At 37.7% G+C, this 16,737-nt stretch carries 18 protein-coding genes; 4 read left to right on the top strand and 14 right to left on the bottom strand.

Annotated elements, in window-relative coordinates; translation table 11 throughout:
- Nucleotides 1-160 precede the first annotated feature (160 nt).
- A complete protein-coding gene (locus tag LKI_RS03960; RefSeq protein WP_013102871.1) occupies nucleotides 161-1,033 on the top strand; it encodes a YfgM family protein in 873 nt (290 codons plus the stop codon).
- An 83-nt stretch (nucleotides 1,034-1,116) separates the two neighbouring features.
- On the opposite strand, the gene LKI_RS03955 is transcribed toward LKI_RS03960, so the two are convergent.
- The 4 genes from LKI_RS03955 to LKI_RS03940 all read right to left on the bottom strand — a co-directional run bounded on the left by LKI_RS03955 (nucleotide 1,117) and on the right by LKI_RS03940 (nucleotide 4,476).
- Nucleotides 1,117-2,016 (bottom strand): PhzF family isomerase, encoded by a 900-nt coding sequence (locus LKI_RS03955; protein WP_013102870.1) that lies wholly within the window; start codon nucleotides 2,014-2,016, stop codon nucleotides 1,117-1,119.
- 202 nt (nucleotides 2,017-2,218) lie between these two features.
- Nucleotides 2,219-3,028 carry an SDR family NAD(P)-dependent oxidoreductase gene (locus LKI_RS03950; protein ID WP_013102869.1) on the bottom strand — a complete coding sequence of 270 codons (810 nt, stop codon included), beginning with the start codon at nucleotides 3,026-3,028 and terminating at the stop codon, nucleotides 2,219-2,221.
- A gap of 58 nt (nucleotides 3,029-3,086) precedes the next feature.
- A complete protein-coding gene (locus LKI_RS03945) occupies nucleotides 3,087-3,659 on the bottom strand; it encodes a TetR/AcrR family transcriptional regulator (protein ID WP_013102868.1) in 573 nt (190 codons plus the stop codon).
- A 43-nt stretch (nucleotides 3,660-3,702) separates the two neighbouring features.
- Complete coding sequence (locus LKI_RS03940) at nucleotides 3,703-4,476, bottom strand: Cof-type HAD-IIB family hydrolase (protein WP_013102867.1); 774 nt, start codon at nucleotides 4,474-4,476, stop codon at nucleotides 3,703-3,705.
- 164 nt (nucleotides 4,477-4,640) lie between these two features.
- On the opposite strand from LKI_RS03940, the gene LKI_RS03935 reads away from it, so the two are divergent.
- Nucleotides 4,641-5,300 carry an SDR family oxidoreductase gene (locus LKI_RS03935; RefSeq protein WP_013102866.1) on the top strand — a complete coding sequence of 220 codons (660 nt, stop codon included), beginning with the start codon at nucleotides 4,641-4,643 and terminating at the stop codon, nucleotides 5,298-5,300.
- A gap of 91 nt (nucleotides 5,301-5,391) precedes the next feature.
- Here the strand turns inward: LKI_RS03935 and LKI_RS03930 are convergent, their stop codons facing one another.
- The 3 genes from LKI_RS03930 to LKI_RS03920 all read right to left on the bottom strand — a co-directional run bounded on the left by LKI_RS03930 (nucleotide 5,392) and on the right by LKI_RS03920 (nucleotide 8,246).
- Nucleotides 5,392-6,768 (bottom strand): FAD-dependent oxidoreductase, encoded by a 1,377-nt coding sequence (locus LKI_RS03930; RefSeq protein WP_013102865.1) that lies wholly within the window; start codon nucleotides 6,766-6,768, stop codon nucleotides 5,392-5,394.
- Between the two features lie 220 nt (nucleotides 6,769-6,988).
- Nucleotides 6,989-7,843 carry an alpha/beta hydrolase gene (locus LKI_RS03925; protein ID WP_013102864.1) on the bottom strand — a complete coding sequence of 285 codons (855 nt, stop codon included), beginning with the start codon at nucleotides 7,841-7,843 and terminating at the stop codon, nucleotides 6,989-6,991.
- 31 nt (nucleotides 7,844-7,874) lie between these two features.
- Nucleotides 7,875-8,246, bottom strand: coding sequence for a MerR family transcriptional regulator (locus LKI_RS03920; protein ID WP_013102863.1), 372 nt, complete (start codon nucleotides 8,244-8,246; stop codon nucleotides 7,875-7,877).
- 79 nt (nucleotides 8,247-8,325) lie between these two features.
- On the opposite strand from LKI_RS03920, the gene LKI_RS03915 reads away from it, so the two are divergent.
- Nucleotides 8,326-8,691 carry a carboxymuconolactone decarboxylase family protein gene (locus LKI_RS03915; RefSeq protein WP_013102862.1) on the top strand — a complete coding sequence of 122 codons (366 nt, stop codon included), beginning with the start codon at nucleotides 8,326-8,328 and terminating at the stop codon, nucleotides 8,689-8,691.
- An 86-nt stretch (nucleotides 8,692-8,777) separates the two neighbouring features.
- Here the strand turns inward: LKI_RS03915 and LKI_RS03910 are convergent, their stop codons facing one another.
- From LKI_RS03910 to tyrS, 4 genes are all read right to left on the bottom strand, one after another.
- Nucleotides 8,778-9,980, bottom strand: coding sequence for an MFS transporter (locus LKI_RS03910; protein WP_013102861.1), 1,203 nt, complete (start codon nucleotides 9,978-9,980; stop codon nucleotides 8,778-8,780).
- Nucleotides 9,981-10,175: 195 nt separating this feature from the next.
- Nucleotides 10,176-11,039, bottom strand: coding sequence for an NAD(P)-dependent oxidoreductase (locus LKI_RS03905; RefSeq protein ID WP_013102860.1), 864 nt, complete (start codon nucleotides 11,037-11,039; stop codon nucleotides 10,176-10,178).
- Between the two features lie 4 nt (nucleotides 11,040-11,043).
- Complete coding sequence (locus tag LKI_RS03900) at nucleotides 11,044-12,033, bottom strand: D-2-hydroxyacid dehydrogenase (RefSeq protein WP_013102859.1); 990 nt, start codon at nucleotides 12,031-12,033, stop codon at nucleotides 11,044-11,046.
- A 70-nt stretch (nucleotides 12,034-12,103) separates the two neighbouring features.
- A complete protein-coding gene (gene tyrS / locus LKI_RS03895) occupies nucleotides 12,104-13,351 on the bottom strand; it encodes a tyrosine--tRNA ligase (RefSeq protein ID WP_013102858.1) in 1,248 nt (415 codons plus the stop codon).
- Nucleotides 13,352-13,853: 502 nt separating this feature from the next.
- Between tyrS and LKI_RS03890 the strand changes: the two genes are divergently transcribed.
- Nucleotides 13,854-14,615 carry a DUF975 family protein gene (locus LKI_RS03890; protein WP_013102857.1) on the top strand — a complete coding sequence of 254 codons (762 nt, stop codon included), beginning with the start codon at nucleotides 13,854-13,856 and terminating at the stop codon, nucleotides 14,613-14,615.
- Between the two features lie 46 nt (nucleotides 14,616-14,661).
- On the opposite strand, the gene LKI_RS03885 is transcribed toward LKI_RS03890, so the two are convergent.
- The 3 genes from LKI_RS03885 to LKI_RS03875 are packed head-to-tail and all read right to left on the bottom strand — an operon-like array spanning nucleotide 14,662 to nucleotide 16,558.
- Nucleotides 14,662-14,925, bottom strand: a complete 264-nt coding sequence (locus LKI_RS03885; RefSeq protein WP_013102856.1) for a hypothetical protein — start codon at nucleotides 14,923-14,925, stop codon at nucleotides 14,662-14,664.
- Nucleotides 14,918-15,664: a multidrug ABC transporter permease gene (locus tag LKI_RS03880; protein WP_013102855.1), complete on the bottom strand. Its 747-nt coding sequence runs from the start codon at nucleotides 15,662-15,664 to the stop codon at nucleotides 14,918-14,920. The genes LKI_RS03885 and LKI_RS03880 overlap by 8 nt, the downstream gene beginning before the upstream one ends.
- A 3-nt stretch (nucleotides 15,665-15,667) precedes the next feature.
- Nucleotides 15,668-16,558, bottom strand: coding sequence for an XRE family transcriptional regulator (locus LKI_RS03875; RefSeq protein WP_013102854.1), 891 nt, complete (start codon nucleotides 16,556-16,558; stop codon nucleotides 15,668-15,670).
- Nucleotides 16,559-16,737 lie beyond the last annotated feature (179 nt).

Raw genomic sequence — 16,737 nt, 5'->3', positions numbered from 1 at the left:
GAGACTTTTAGTAAAGCTATTGTTATTGTAATAGCTTTACTAAAAGTCTCTTATATTATATAATATAACTTTTTTGAACCATCTCAGTAGTCACTCGAACACAAATGTGACGCCAAATCGTAGATTTTAATCCATAAACAACATAAAAAAGGAATGACATATGAAAACTCAAACATTGTATACCACACTATCTGCTGGCGCTATTGGCGTAGCGGTTATCGCAGGTGTTACATTTTACTCTGGACACCAAGATAATAAAGGCCAGCAGGCCAGCAGCGCTGTAACCACTAAAAAAGCCGCCAGCGCGACTTCAAAAAAGGCAAAAGTATCATCAGAAACAAGTAGCACAACAAAAGAACAAGTCAGTAGTAGCAGTGCGTCAAAAGAACGTGTTTTGGTAGCTAGCGGTACTGATTACCATATCGTCCTACAAACTGGTGGTTTGGGCGGTGCCTTTGGTCAACTTACACCAATAACCCAATTATTTGATGAAAATCGTATTTTAGACGTTGCCGCATCAGTACCCAACTTAAACAATGCCACTTTAATTAGCATTGTACCTAGCGATAATGGCTGGAAAATCAGCTTAAAACACAATGACAAAACTTATAATTTAACAATTATTAGAGCCACACCAAAGTACGGTATGATTACAGTTGAATCTAATGGGCAAGCCGACATAACATATGTATTCGATATTCCTACGTCAATAGTAGACGCGGACACACAAGCTACTCAAAATATTACAGAAGAAGAAGCCGTTAAAATAGCCAATAAATATGGTAAGACATCTGAGCCATTTACATTAAATACAACACGTGTCAACGACAAGTCTGAAACAGAATTCTATCTCAACACACCACTCAGAAAGGGTACCGCTAATAATCCCAATGATTTGAGTGGCACCCCTGATGCTCGCGAATATGCTATCGTGTCACCTGTTGACCGTGGGCACGCCCATCTCAAAGTCGGTAACTGGACATCTAGAACAGCAACCCATGCGCCATTTTTCGATGAAGATGTCGTAAGATAAGCAATCATTCAACAATAAACCATCAGAGTAAAAAAATTCGACAATATTAATGAGTTACAACGTATCAGAAGACAATAAAGTAGTCATAATTCGATTTTTGTCCTAAAAGCAATATTGGCAGTGCCAGTTATTTGTACCTTAACCGGTGCCCCATTTTCAATATCAACATGTACGCCCATTTTTCCAGTTCGATTCATCGCTTCTCCTTGAACAGCGTTAAATTCTAGAGAAGAACCATTGGTTGTTACTAAGTTGTATTTTACTAAATAAGCACCTAATGGACCATTAGCATTACCAGTAACTGGGTCTTCATTGATTCCGCTAATCGGTGCAAACACACGCCCATGTATTAGCGGATCGTTACCCAGATTCACGGTAAACACGTGAAAGCCATTGCAATTTATTTCTTTGCTGATTTCTTTTAACAATTCAAAATTTGGTTGTAAATGATTCAGAGTATTATTACTGGAAATGCCAATCATCACTTTAGAATGGCCTGTAGATGCAATGGCAATTGGCGCTTCTGGAATTAAATCATTTTTATTCAACTTTAAAGCCTTAAGAATACTAACAACGTATGCTTCTTTCAGTGGTTCTTCTACAGAAACTTCCCCCTGTGTCATAATTATTTTATAATCATCTTCCTCTTTAATGATTTCTACTGGTAATATTCCGATTTGAGTTTCTTGTTGTATCGTTTGGCTATCCAAATCGTGTTCAACTGCATAAGCATACTGGGCGCCAATAGTAGCATGTCCGCAAATAGGTACTTCAGTGGTCGGGGTAAAAAATCTAACTCGCATATCAGCATTGTACTTCTCACTTTTACATATAAAAGCTGTTTCGGAATTGTTAAGTTCACGAGCTACCTGTTGCATTTGATGTTCACTTAAACCATCAGCATTTGTCACCACACCAGCTGGATTTCCTTCGAACTTGTTTTTTGTAAAAACATCAACTTGATATAAATTATAATTTTTCATATTCTATGCCCCTCTGTCATTAACTTAAAGCAAATTATATCATTATTTTTAAATAATAATTTAATATTTTAACCGAAACATCGCATATCACGTCGTGTTCATACAATTAGCAACAGTGAGTATATCAATTCAGACTTGACTTGATTCATTAAAAAGCTAGTTATCAGTAATATACCGATAACTAGCCTTTTAATTTGGTCTATTATTTAGCAAGGCGGTTAACGATCGCACGCCAAATTTTGGGATGGTTACGCGCAAGGTAAACTGTTAAACGATCTGCTGTTGAATTGAAATACCGTTGTTTAGGCTTAACATCTGTTGCTGCGCGATAAAAGACTTTTGCTAGATCAACTGATGTTGCACCGGAACTAGCACGCTTAAAGAATTGACTAACCTTGCCAATCAACTTTTCGTAAGGTGAATTTGGTTGCAAATTATTTCTAGCATTAGTAAACGCAATATCACTCCATGATGACTTAGTAATTCCTGGCTGAACAACAACTGAACGTACACCAAAAGGCTTAACTTCGGAGTCTAACACATCACTCCACACACTCAATCCAAATTTAGTCACATGATACCAACCACCCAAAGGTGTGTATAAGTTCGCACCAATACTAGAGATATTAACAATACGACCTGACGCTTGCTTCCGCATGCTAGGCAAAACAAGTTGTGCTAAATCGGCTGCCCCAAATAAATTCGTCTCTAACTGCTTTCGCGCAGTGTTCAACGGGATTTCCTCTAACGGCCCATACTCGCCATAACCAGCGTTATTAATTAAAACATCAATATGCCCTTGTTCGCTTAAAGCCTTTTCTACAAATGACACGTTAGATTGATGATCTGTGACGTCTAATATCGCTGTCTTAGCACCTAATTGCGCCAATGGTGCCATCTTTTCCAGACGGCGCGCACCTGCATAAACAAGCCAATCATTTTCCAAAAATAACTTGACTGCATCAAACCCCATACCATTTGATGCACCAGTAATCAAAACAACTTTTCCCATCTTACTACTCCTTTATATGCTGAATGAACGTTCACTTTTAAACAGAAAAATAAAAAAATTAATCAATCAACCGATCAACAATGTGATCAACAAACACGTCAATATTTGTGCCACCATTTTGTAAATAGTCGGATAAGCTACCAAAAGTCAATGCCTGTAATTCTAAGATATCACTTGTAATCAATAATTCTTCTCGAATCGCAGTGCTAATCAACTCGACAACAACGGCCGCACGTTGACGACAAAAGGCATTTGCTTCTTCACTGACTTCCGTAGAATTATGCAGCATTGTCCACATGAATAAAATTTCTTTAGGATGTTTTTCATAAAATTTAGCAAAGTGCAGCAATGCCAACTTGAGTTTACTCGTGACATCCACGCCGTGGTTTATCGTCTCCATCAAACCTTGATCCAAAGATGACTTCACAGCCATATACATTTGTGACAATAAATCTTTTTTATCAGCATAATAAATGTAAATAGTTGCTGGGCTGACATGTGCGCTGTCCGCGATTTTACTCATACTTAAATTGGTTAGCCCATCGGCCGTTACTAAATCATAAACTGCTTGTTGAATCGCCTGTTGTTTGTTCGTATCAATTTTCCTCATAATCCAATAATAAATGATCATTCATTTAATGTCAAATATGACATACTTGCTTGAAAATAAAAAATCAAATAATATTAAAATGTTTCAGTCCCTCCAAAACACCATGATCTGTCGTTGCCGTATAAGCAGCAACGCTTTTGAGTTCGGGTATAGCATCTTTCATTGCAATACCATAATCAACTGTTTCAAACATTGATAAGTCATTATTCTGATCGCCAAAAGCATAGGTTGGCAAATCGGTTAATTCATGACTTGTCAATAATTTTTTAATTGCTTGTGATTTGGAAATGCCGCGTGGCAAAATATCAATCGCTAACGGCGCATAACGTATAATGTTCAGCTGCTTATTAAACAAATCATGGTATATCTGCTCTTGTTTATCATTTAAATAAATATTTAAAAAATTAGTTGTGTGGTTTTGGTAAAAAAGCGGATCAATGGGCGTATGATCTAAATGTATGGTAGCCATGTGACTTTGTGTCATAGCATTCATACCAGTCACAGCATACGCCACCTGATTAAAAAAGCCAACATCGTGCTGATTTTTCTCAGCAACTTTCACAATAGATTGAATAAGCTCAGTAGGCATCTGATAATTTTGTATCACTTGTCCTTGAGAAACCACATAACAGCCATTAGATAAAATAAAAGAATCGACTTCTAACTGGTTTAGGAGTGGCTCAACTTCATAGAAACTACGACCACTTGCAATCACCGGCAACGTGCCCTCATTTTTAAATTCACGAAATAAAGGGATTAATTCTGGTGCAACCTGCATGTCTTGATTCGGACATAACGTCCCGTCTAAGTCAAAAAATAAAACTCTTTTGATCATCATATTAAACATCTCCTCAATAGACCTGATCTTGACGACTTTATATGTTAATTATACGACAAAACAAGATATCCAAGGGTGAATTATTTAATTAACGCCACCATTTTAGTATACAAATATAGTCTAACGTGTTAGCATTGAGTCAAAATGACAGAAAGAGGTTTAATATGACAGCAACTTTTTTGATCGGCGCACACGGCCAAATTGGTCAACAATTGATACCAAAGCTAATCGACAAGGGGATCACAGTTCATGCCGGTTTAAGAAATCTAAACCAAGTAACAGATTTTTCTGAAAGTCCTTTATTAGTACCTGAAGTATTTGATTTAACAGTATTACCTGAAACAATGGCTGAACAATTTAAGGCCGCAAATGTTGATACAATCATTTTTTCAGCTGGTTCTGGTGGTAACACTGGTGATGATGCAACCTTGATTATTGATTTAGATGGCGCGGTTAAAGCAATGGAAGCCGCACAATTGGCTGGTATTAAACGATTCATTTTAGTGAGCTCAGCAGCTAGCGATGACCGCAGTGCCTGGGATCAGACAGGTATCAAGCCCTACATGATTGCTAAACACTACGCAGATCAAATATTAACACAATCACAATTAGATTTTACAATTTTACGTCCGGGTGCTTTGAAAAACCAACCTGGCACGGGTCATATTTCTCTTGTACCCGAGGGTCAACAAAACTTGGGTCAGCTAGCTATCCCCCGCCAAGACGTCGCAGAGGTTATTACCACAATTATTGATATGCCATCAACTTACCGTCAAATCTACACGCTAGGTAGCGGATCTAGCGCTATTGCAACCGTTTTCTAAAAATTATTAACCACCATGAGTCAAAAAAAGGTTGAAATATAATTTCAACCTTTTTTACTATGTGTCACACATTCATATTCAATCGAAATACTTAAAAACGTGGTTCGCCAAGCGCATGTTGTGCAGCTAAGTTCAATAAACTCCACTGTCTGTCAAAGCCAGGTTGGAAAAAGAAATCAGCTTGCGCCAAATCTTCTAAGGAAAGTTTTTGTTGAATAGCTAGAGATAAAACATTCCCTTGTGCTGTGATATCATGAGTTGAAAGAACCGCCCCACCTAATACACGATGTGTTTGCGGATCGTAAGCGAGACTAGCATAAACATTAGGATTACCCATCTGATTAGGGACATAATCAGGGCGTAATGTATCCTGATAAAAGGCTGTTTTAATTGTCACACCAACTTTTTTAGCAGTTGTTGTATTTAAACCTGCAGTAGCAAAATGATAATCAAAGACGCTCAACGCTGAGGAGCCAACAACACCACTAAATGGCACTGCGGGTGTCTTTTCAAATAAATGTGCTGCAATGTAACGTGCCTCGCGACGAACAACTGAAGCTAGAGCGATCGGCATTTTAGTTTGTGCTGGAATAGAGTAAGCTAGAACGGCATCCCCCACAGCATAAACATCTGGTAAATTAGTTCTAAGATACTCATCCGTCTTAATCCAACCTTTTTCATCGAGGTCAATTGTCCCTTTTAACCAGTCAGTATTTGGTTGAATGCCCGCTGCTTGTATCACTAAGTCGCTTGGATATTCACCCTCATTCGTCTGAACGGCAACTACTTGATTATTTTCATCACCCTCATATCGTGTAATTTGAACGTTAGTAACTACTGTAACGCCCTTATTCAGTAACTCTTGATTGATAAGTTGTGTCATGTCTTTGTCTAAATAATTTCCCAACGGCCGATCAATCATGTCAATTAAAGTCACATGTTTACCAGCTTTAACACTGGCTTCAACAGCTTCAACGCCAATATATCCTGCACCTACAACTGTTATATTTTTAACCGTTGGATCTTCCAATTTAGCTTTGATTTTTGTTGCCCAATCTTTACCGCGCATGAGATAGACGTTCTCTAAATCATTCCCAGGCACCGGTAACTGATTAGGCGTGACACCTGAACTAAGGATTAATTTGTCATAGTTATATTTTTTTTCGTGACCCGTTTTGACATCTTTAACTGTAACCGTTTTGTTTTCTGAATTAATTGCCGTGACTTCGTGGTTATTATAAATTTCTGCCCCAAGTTTTTCAACATCTTCAGGTCGGAAATTACGTACATCATTCACGTCAGTGACGCTGTTTTCAAGGTAAAGTTCCATGCCGCATGACATGAACGAGATAAAGTCGCCAGCCTCGAATAATTTAATATCAATGTTTTGATACTGACGCGTTAACTCCAAAATAGATTGATGGCCACCATGGGAAGCACCAACAATAATAATTTTTGTTTTTGACATTGCTATTCCTCCTTATACATTAACAATTAGCAGCAGATGAATAGCTTTTATGTTACGAGTAGTAGCTATACACCTTCAACCATCATTTTAGAACTATTCTAAACAAAAATCAAATGATTTATGTTGTAAATTATTGAACAATAAAAAACGATAACTTTACGACTCAAGTTTTCGGTCCACATTATCGCATCCAATTATTAAGTTATTTTGCTATAACTAATTATTCAAAAAGAAAATGATTCAACGCTTTATCAACTACCGTATTCTCATGCAACTTGCTATGCTGTGCATCTTTTCCGGTAATTTTTAATTCTTTATAAGACTTCGTCCGATTCGAAATCAAGTATCGCAATGATTGTGAAGACGCATTACTAACAGAACCATCAGAATGACTGCCATCGTTTTTATCACCAAAAATATTTAAAACACTGACTTGATCTTTAGGATAATCTGTCCTTAACTTCAGTAATTCTTGATAGGTCGCATTCATTTTTTGTGGTTTACCTTGGCTATCCAATACCATTTGATTGGCACGATCGTCCATCCTCAAAATACCATTAAAATGTCCTGCAATATTAACTTGTTTGGTTAATTTAGGTAACTTGTTATGATGCGAATAATCTAATATATAGAAAACAATCGACATATTGCCCATAGAATGACCAACAACATTAAATTCCTGAATATCATACTGCTTTTGTAGCGCAACAATGACATTTTTCATCCATTGCCCATCTTGATGATAATTCGTATTTCTACTGTTTTCATAGTTCACTTCAACCAAAGGATTTTTTGCCTTTTTATCAATCACGCCACTTAATTTTACCTTGCCCTGATTAGAAACATTGGCTCTAATAATTGTATTTGAATCACCTTTTTCGACCAAATAATGAGTCATCTGTTGCTCTGCCTTGTAACTACTGCCATAGCCGTGAAAAAAGAGCGTCGGTGTAATTTTACTTCTTGTTGCATGACCAGTGGACTGAGTCACACCTTTGTAACTGTGTACATAGCCTATTAAAAAGATCATTAGTGCAAATGCAATTGGTATTAAAATTTTTTTATATTTTGTCATCTTTATTCCCCCCCTAATTGTGACTAATGTGTCATACATCATCATTCATGTGTTGTGCATAATACTGCTTTTTTTTCTTTAGAAAATCAATATGCACTTGTATTTTACTCTGTTCTTCATGTAAAATTTGCTCTTGTTGATCTAACATGGCAACTCTTTCTTCAATCGTTTCATGTCCCTGTTCACGTAATTTAGCATATGTCATGATTTTAGTCAGTGGCAAACCAGTTGCTTTAGCCCGTTTAATAAAATCAATCCAATTTAGCTCTTTGTCAGTAAACACCCGGTAATTATTTTCTTGTCGCACTGGTTTCAACAGGCCCAATGTTTCATAATAACGTAAAGTGGGAATTGATAATCCTGTTATAGTAGCGACTTCTGATATCTTATACGTTTTGATCATCGCATATTATCCCCTCTTGCTATAAAGTTCACTTGATAGTTTATACTTATTTTATCATATGAAAACAGGAGAACATATTATGGATAATTACGACAATGGTTTAAAAATACGCGAATCCGTCATTGGCAAAGAAGCAAGTCAATTGGTTTCAGATAGTTTAGCAGACATCGCCCCACTTTTGAATCAAAAAACCTTATTAGCATTTGATGAGGCTGACCAACGAAAAATTTTAGATATGAAACAACGAGAAACGATTACTGTGACAGCACTACTTACTCAAGGTGACACGGCCAATCAACTTCGCATTCATATTCAAGGTGCTCTAAATGTTGGCGTCACACGTGATGAAATTGTTGAGATTTGTATCCATTGCTTACCTTACGTTGGTTTTCCACGCGTTTTAAACGCAATTGCCGTGGCAAAACAAGTATTTAGTAACCAATAAATATTTCTAACAAAATAAACCCTTGCTAATTGCACATAATGTACAATTAGCAGGGGTTTATTGATTTAAACACTAATATGAACTCATTAACTGCGTTCGTGAAACACATTAAATACGACAATAACCAAATTCAAGCCAGCAATAATGAATAGACTGGACATGATGCTTGCCAGGTGTTTTGTGGCAAACAATCCAGTAACAATTGGCATCAAGAAGAAAGCCACACTACCGAAGAAAAAATAGAGGCCGGTTAGACGACCAGCAAATTTTGAATTATGCGCAATTAATTGGCTCAAACCCAACTGTAGTGACCCACCTGCGGCAGAAACACCAAAAATAAAACACCCTAAACTGGCAAACCACATTTCCCGACTTGAAACAACGACAGCCAGCCCTATTATTGTCCCAATAGCTGTGACGACAAGTAATGTTGCTTCGGGTATCCATCTTTGATTCGTTATTAAAAATAATAGTCCCACACCAACCAACGATCCAATACTATAAAAGCTCATGAGCAAATGAGAATTAACCGTCGTAAACGACTGCACAACATGAAAGTAGCGTGTGACCCATTGTGTAAAATGAATCATGAGCCACATCGAACTAAAACCATAAATCAAGAAAATTATTTTGGTGATGTCCCACTGCCATTTACTTTTATTTTGACTCACTTTTGACGTGACTTGAGATTTTAATGTATAAAATTTATCAGATTTAATAGACAGCATAATGCCAAGATTGATAACCAAAATTGCAGTTGCTAACCAATATAACCACCCAAACCAAATATTTTGATTAATTAATGTTACTAATATAATAGGTAGCAAGCCTTCACCCAGTGAAATCATCGCTTTTATTAACACGTTGCCACTTGATTTACCATGATTAATTTCTAATAATGTTGGATATGCAACCGCGTCTAAAGCTGCATTAGCCAAGCCTGCCAACGTGGTCACAACAACCGCTAAAAATATAGTATGTGTCAGTGGCAAAAACGTGAAAAATAAAATATAGGTCATTGCTGCTATAGTGAGTAGCTTTTTACGATCTAAGTGGTCAGATAGTTCGCCCAAAATCGGGTAAGCAATCAGTTTACCAATACCAATGGCCGAAACAACGGCCGTTGCGCTGGCTATAGAACTCTGCCACAATGTACTCAATTGCTGGACAGTCTGTGCTAAGATGATTAGTGCAAATCCTTGTACAATATAACTCAAATAAATCACTAATCGTACTTTAAAATGGTTAGTTTGATATCCAATCATGGTCTGTTGTTTTATTTCTGTCATTTAAACTTCCTCTAATCGACTTGATGTCTTTAGCTTTTAAAGCAAAAATGATGCTCAAAAAAGACAGTTAATCTATTTTTTGAGCATCATGACATCAGTCGAGTGTTCGATGATTTTTTGATTTCATGCCATATATTTCAGTTATTTTCTCACACATGATCAATGTTTATTGTTTCACGTGAAACAATTAGCGTATTATTGAAATTCTGACCATAACTTAACAATCGCTTGCACGCCTTCATCCCCGTGCTCTTGGCTTAATTGAGCAAACAGCTTTTCTGCTAATTTTGCACCTGGCAAATCAATCTGCATGTCGGCTGCCGCATCAAGTGCGATACGAAGGTCTTTTAACAGATGTTTAGCATAGAAACCGGCAGCAAAATCGCCATTCATTACACGTGGCATGTAATTTGTAACAGACCATGAGCCTGCTGCACCGCTACGCCACACATTGTAAGCATCGGTCATATTTAGGCCTGCTGCTTTTGCGTAAACCATCGATTCTGCCATCGTCATGACAGTGGCTGCAACACCTATATTGTTACTCATTTTCATATGTTGCCCTTTGCCAGCCGAGCCCGCCAAAACAATTTGTTTCCCAACAGCTTGAAGAACTGGCAAAATTTGTTCGAAAGTTGTCGCTGCCCCGCCAACCATGATAGATAAAGTGCCATTTTTAGCACCAATATCACCACCTGAAACAGGCGCATCTAACACTTGAAAGCCTAACTTGTCACCTTTTTGAGCCAACTGTTCAGCTAACTTTGGTGTGGATGTCGTCATATCAACTAAAATATCACCACTTTTTGCACCAGCAAAAACACCATCCGCTCGTGTCCAAACATCCTCAACATCTTTGGGATAACCGACCATCGTAAACGTGATGTCCGAGGCACGCGCCACATCAGCTGGTGTATCAGCCCAAACAGCACCATGCGAAATAACGTTTTCTGCCTTAGATTGTGTCCGATTGAAAACCGTTACTTGATAACCTGCTGTCAAAAAATTATTAATGATGCCTGTCCCCATGACACCCGTTCCAATAAATCCGATTTTCATATGATCACCTCAAAATTTCGTTTTCGGTGTGTCCACCATTCACCATAGTAACCGCATCATTTAGTGCAATTTCAACCATGTTTTTAATCGCTGTATTTGTATAAAATGCGATATGGGGTGACAAATAAAAATTATCTAATTGAATCAAGCGCTGAATGTTTGCTGGCAAATCTGTTACAGCTTGCTTTTGATCCATGAATTCAGTTTCATTGGGCGTGACATCAAAAGCAGCGCCATAGAGTTGACCTGATAGCAAAGCTGACTCTAAAGCACCCATATCCACAATACCGCCACGAGCCATGTTAAGCATAATTGTCCCTGGTTGAATTTTATCAAAGAATGCTTGATCTGCTAAACCTTGCGTTTCATCATTTAATGGTGTGTGAAAACTAATGACATTAGCACGTGACAATGCATCATCCAAGGTGGTGTATTCGAGAAAAGCCTCATTTTGCGCATGATAAACGGGATCCACAGCAAGCACCTTGGCACCCAATGCATGCAACATTTGTGCGAAAGCAGTGCCAATACGACCAACACCAATCACTGCAACTGTTAACTGATAAATCTCTCGTGCTTGTCCACCCGCTGCCCAAGTATAATCACCGGTAGCCATGGCACGATCAAATTTTTTATTGTTACGCAAAATATTAAACAATTGCGTCAACGTATATTCGGCAATCGCTCGAGGTGAATAGGCAGCAACATTTGATAAACGGATATGACTACTAAAGGCAGCTGGCAAATCAAAAACATCATAGCCAACTTGGCGTAAAGCAATCTGTTTGATGCCATAACTTGCTAACTTTTGATAGATGGGTGCTGGCACATCTGTTGTTTGTTGTGTCGTAACCGCATCAAATCCTTGTGCTTGATCAACATTGTCTGTCGACAATGGTTCAAGCACAGTGGTCACTTCATGTCCCGTTTTACTTTCCCAATCCTTAACATAGGGAATCTCTTTATCAACACTGTTGTACATTAAAATTTTCATCATAAACTCCTTTTATTATTGCCATCATTATACACTTTAAATTAAAAGCACGCCAAAAGCGTGCCCTGAGTTATTGTACTTTACCTAGGAAATACTTCTTCTTACCACGACGCACCAATACAAATTTACCGTCATAATGGGTTGCTGGCGTTACTTCAGTCGTGACATCTGTTACTTTGACACCGTTAATTGTAATCGCACCATTAGTCACATCTTCACGGGCCTGTCGTTTTGATTGCTCAACACCACCATCAACCAAGAAGTCAACCACATTTTTGCTCTCAGGCGTTGCGTCAAAACTTGGTACCCCACCAAAAGCGTCAGCAATTTGTGCCGCTGATAGGGTTGCAACATCCCCGCTAAACAAAGCATTTGATAATTGTTCAGCTTCGTCAACAGCTGTTTGACCATGGACAAACTTAGTCACTTCTTGTGCCAAGCGACGCTGTGCTTGACGTGCACCAGGATTGGTATCAATTTCTTTGGCTAATGCGTCAATTTCTTCAACAGTTAAGAATGTAAAATATTTCAAATATTTAACAACATCAGCATCGTTTTGGTTCAACCAGAATTGGTAGAATGTGTAGGGTGACGTCTTTTTAGGATCTAACCAAATCGCATTACCTTCTGACTTACCAAACTTTTTACCTGTTGAATCAGTCATCAAAGGGATTGTCAAACCAAATGCTTTTGCTGTATTTCCCTCAAGCGAATGAATAAGATCAATACCTGAAGTGATATTTCCCCATTGATCAGATCCGCCGATTTGTAATTGGACATCTTCTCGACGCCATAATTCATGAAAATCAATACCTTGTAACACTTGGTACGTAAATTCTGTAAAAGAAATACCCGTTTCCAAGCGTGACGCCACAACATCTTTTTTCAACATAACATTAATGGAGAACAATTTACCATAGTCACGTAAAAAGTCTGTGAGTGTTAGCTTTCCTAACCAGTCATTATTGTTAACAATACGTGTATCGCGATCACCGAATAGTTTAGTAACCTGTGCTGTAATGCCTTTTTCATTTTCGGACAATTGTTCTTGCGTCAATAGTTTACGCTCTGTTGTAGGTCGCGGATCGCCAATCGCACCAGTCGCACCACCTATAATGATGACAGCCTTGCCACCAGCATTTTGGAAACGCTTTAAGACCATAAATGGAATTAAATGGCCTAGGTGTAATGAATCTGCAGTTGGATCGGTACCAACATAGGCACCAATTTTGCCATTTGTCATGGCTTCAAGCAACCCTGCTTCATCGGTCACTTGGTTTAATGCCCCGCGCCATTTTAATTCTTCAATAAAATTCATATTTTTTCTCCTTTTTATGTATCATAAAAACCGCCCTATAAACATAGGACGGTTTTTACCGTGGTACCACCTAAATTGTAAGTCATCGGACCTACCACTTAAAATGCCTTATCGCGGCATACGTCATCTTTTTTATGTTGTGTAACTCAAGACAACGGCGGGTTAGTTTACAGCAACCACTAACTTTCTTTGACGCGCTCATCTGCCTCTTTATCAACTCATGATACGTTCATTATACCAGATAATATCTGTGATATGTGAACTTTCAAATTTTTTGTACGTTAATATCACATGAACAAGGACTTAATCAGTCATGGGTGTGAGTTTAACGTAACTACCTTTAGCCACGCCAGAAAATGAAATGCTCAATAATCGGTGCTTTTGCCATATCAATAAACAACGATAATCACCACAATTTACCCATTATTAACAGCTTTAACTTGCAAATACTTCTTTTTATTGTTACCATTGTGTTACAATTAGTGGGAGTAATTTAAACAATATGATAACTAACAGACAAATTAAGCAAACCGCGTGGTCTCGTGTCACCACTCACTTTAAAGCCGCATTTTTACTATCATTAGTTCCGATGATATTCACTGTATTTGGCGTGATGTCAGATCATAATTCTCGCGATGTGACATTTTCGCAAAATGTTAATCCTACAGCACAATCAATCACCAAAGCAGCCAATGACATGGGACACTTTCTCCAAGACAATTGGTTCACCGTTATCGTTGTTGGCTTCGTTTTTTTCGCTATTATGATGTCATTCGCTGCATTAGTAGCTGCCATTAGTGATTTCTTTACGGAAAGTACAGTCAGTGGTTTTATTGATTGGCACGAATCTGACAGAACCCCTGAATCACCAATTAAAGCAGGGCTGAGCTTGTTAACTAACACAGCATTTCAGATTGCCTTTTTACGCGCCATCTATACATTATTATGGACATTACTCTTCGTTGTTCCAGGAATCATAAAGAGTTTTTCCTACTCACAGGCGGTATACCTATATCGTGATGACTTACATGCTGGACGCGATATTCAATCAGCTAAATACTACATCGCACAATCTCAACAATTAATGACAGACCATAAAGGCCAATTATTTATCATGTATTTGAGCCTGATTGGTTGGTACTTCTTGAATTTCGCAACATTTGGTTTAGCCAACTTATTTACGTTACCTTATACCATGGCTATTCGAGCAGAATTCTACGTTGCTTTACGTGGTAATCAACCTGAAAAAACAACGATATTATAAAAAGACGAGAATTCAATTTCTCGTCTTTTTATGTGGCTTTATCATGCTATGATTTGTTTTGCAAAGCACGCTTTTGATCATTGTATCCTTGAACAAATAACACAATTTCGATTAGTTTACCTCGTAATATCAAATTTCCAAATCGTAACAACATGCTAGGATAATGATGTAACTGATGATTTGAAAAGTCTTGCCTAGCGTGTTGACAGCCTAAATCATAATCAGTAACTTGCTGTTTTGCTTGTACATCATAATGACTATATACCCCAGATTCATACTGGCTTTTTAAATACTGATGCAGATTAATCATTAGTTATTCCCCCACTGACAGGACTTTGATGCTGCACAATGCCTATAATCACGAAAGGTATCACAATCATTAAGCTACTCAACCCAAAACGTAATAACGCATGATTAAAATTTTGATTTAAAATCATTTTTTGTACGATGTCAAACAAATAATAACCGGGGAAAAACTTTTGAATCACCGTGATAATCTCGACCACAGTACCAGACAACCATGTATCAAGTCGAATCATAAGCATCCCAAATCCCATGCTCAAAGGCATACCGAGCGCATCAAGTGTCCGACTATCTAAAAAAATACCTAATAGAAAACCGATAGCGCTTAAATAGATACCCATTAAAGAAAATAGCCCTAGCATAAGAACCAGATTCAAATTAAATACTAGCGATTGCATCAATAAACCAGCCATGACTATCACAAAACAAATGACAAAATTCAATATCACTTGTACACTCATTTGATCTATCAGCCAATGTCTCATGCTATACTCTGATGTCAGGTTCTGCAATTGATAAAATTTTCTGGTATGACTGATCTTTTTAGAAAAAGTGACCACAGCATTGCCAGCAATACCAATTGCACAGGCAGCACTTAACCACAAATAAGCGTTTGCCGTGGTGAAAAACCCCGATGCCTTGGCCATACTGATCATCATCACATACCACGCTAGTGGAAAAATCAGTGTGAATAACAAAAAACGCTTGTTTCGACAAGTTTCTTTAATATCTAACCATATCATCATATGTTACCCAACCTCCTGATTATTAAGACGATACCATTGTTCAATGGTTTGGTTGTTGGCATGTATTGCTGCAACTGATTCTTCTTTCGCAATGACACCATCTTTCAACAACACAACACGCGTAAAATATTGATCAATTTGATTAAAATCGTGTGTAATTGTTATCACACTACCCCCTACATGATCCAGATAGTGCCAGAAAAAATCAATTGATTCCAAATCCATCCCCACTGTTGGTTCATCTAAAATCAATAATTTTGATGGTTTAAGTAAACTGATCAACAAAGCTAGTCTTCTTCTTTGACCACCTGACAATTTGCTAATAATCACCTGCGATTGTTCATTGAGATTAAACTTTTCAATCATTTCAGTCACAAATAACGGTGAATATTGTTTTTGAATCTTCGTTGAGAGCATGACATGCTCTTGTACTTTTAAGGTTTCAATGAGTACATTTTCTTGCGGCATCACACTTAGATCGTGAACCGGATTAAAAAAGCGTTTCACTTGCCCACTATCAGGCTTAATCAACCCAATAATTGTATTAACGATTGTTGTCTTTCCGGAGCCATTAGCACCCAACAGTGCAATTCGGTCACGACCATAGACTGATAAATTAATTTCTTTGAGTACCGTCTTGCTAAATTTTTTGCTTATTTTTTGCAATTGTATAATCAAATCCTCATTGCTCTGCTGACCTGACAATAGGAAATTTAAGTCAACTGCTAAAATTTCTGCCAATGAAATTAATTTAGCAATGTCTGGTTCCGCATCACCATGTTCCCATTTCGATACAGACTGTCGAGACACGTATAATTTCTGAGCTAAGGCTTCCTGTGACAAGTTCTTTTTCTGTCGCAACAAGCTCAGCTGCGATTTAAAAACATTTTTCATGTGCTATTTTCTCCGAATATATTTAATTTCTAACACTTACGAATTTGATTATACATGAAGCAGCATTTTTTGAAACCATCACATCAATATTACTGTAACCCTTTATTTGCTGTGCTTGCAACTGTTGGTTGCGGACAATTTTAATCATAAAAAGCCGTTAATATTGAACTTAAATTCAA

The sequence above is a fragment of the Leuconostoc kimchii IMSNU 11154 genome, from assembly GCF_000092505.1.
Lineage (GTDB): Bacteria > Bacillota > Bacilli > Lactobacillales > Lactobacillaceae > Leuconostoc > Leuconostoc kimchii.
This window is presented reverse-complemented; position numbering and strand designations above follow the sequence as displayed.

Bases quoted from the DNA above. Each gene is read 5' to 3' on its own strand.
- tyrS (WP_013102858.1), bottom strand. From the start codon at position 13,351: ATGAATTTTATTGAAGAATTAAAATGGCGCGGGGCATTAAACCAAGTG.
- LKI_RS03940 (WP_013102867.1), bottom strand. From the start codon at position 4,476: ATGATGATCAAAAGAGTTTTATTTTTTGACTTAGACGGGACGTTATGT.
- LKI_RS03925 (WP_013102864.1), bottom strand. From the start codon at position 7,843: ATGACAAAATATAAAAAAATTTTAATACCAATTGCATTTGCACTAATG.
- LKI_RS03885 (WP_013102856.1), bottom strand. From the start codon at position 14,925: ATGATTAATCTGCATCAGTATTTAAAAAGCCAGTATGAATCTGGGGTA.
- LKI_RS03930 (WP_013102865.1), bottom strand. From the start codon at position 6,768: ATGTCAAAAACAAAAATTATTATTGTTGGTGCTTCCCATGGTGGCCAT.
- LKI_RS03955 (WP_013102870.1), bottom strand. From the start codon at position 2,016: ATGAAAAATTATAATTTATATCAAGTTGATGTTTTTACAAAAAACAAG.
- LKI_RS03960 (WP_013102871.1), top strand. From the start codon at position 161: ATGAAAACTCAAACATTGTATACCACACTATCTGCTGGCGCTATTGGC.
- LKI_RS03950 (WP_013102869.1), bottom strand. From the start codon at position 3,028: ATGGGAAAAGTTGTTTTGATTACTGGTGCATCAAATGGTATGGGGTTT.
- LKI_RS03935 (WP_013102866.1), top strand. From the start codon at position 4,641: ATGACAGCAACTTTTTTGATCGGCGCACACGGCCAAATTGGTCAACAA.
- LKI_RS03920 (WP_013102863.1), bottom strand. From the start codon at position 8,246: ATGATCAAAACGTATAAGATATCAGAAGTCGCTACTATAACAGGATTA.
- LKI_RS03915 (WP_013102862.1), top strand. From the start codon at position 8,326: ATGGATAATTACGACAATGGTTTAAAAATACGCGAATCCGTCATTGGC.
- LKI_RS03875 (WP_013102854.1), bottom strand. From the start codon at position 16,558: ATGAAAAATGTTTTTAAATCGCAGCTGAGCTTGTTGCGACAGAAAAAG.
- LKI_RS03890 (WP_013102857.1), top strand. From the start codon at position 13,854: ATGATAACTAACAGACAAATTAAGCAAACCGCGTGGTCTCGTGTCACC.
- LKI_RS03945 (WP_013102868.1), bottom strand. From the start codon at position 3,659: ATGATCATTTATTATTGGATTATGAGGAAAATTGATACGAACAAACAA.
- LKI_RS03900 (WP_013102859.1), bottom strand. From the start codon at position 12,033: ATGAAAATTTTAATGTACAACAGTGTTGATAAAGAGATTCCCTATGTT.
- LKI_RS03905 (WP_013102860.1), bottom strand. From the start codon at position 11,039: ATGAAAATCGGATTTATTGGAACGGGTGTCATGGGGACAGGCATCATT.
- LKI_RS03880 (WP_013102855.1), bottom strand. From the start codon at position 15,664: ATGATGATATGGTTAGATATTAAAGAAACTTGTCGAAACAAGCGTTTT.
- LKI_RS03910 (WP_013102861.1), bottom strand. From the start codon at position 9,980: ATGACAGAAATAAAACAACAGACCATGATTGGATATCAAACTAACCAT.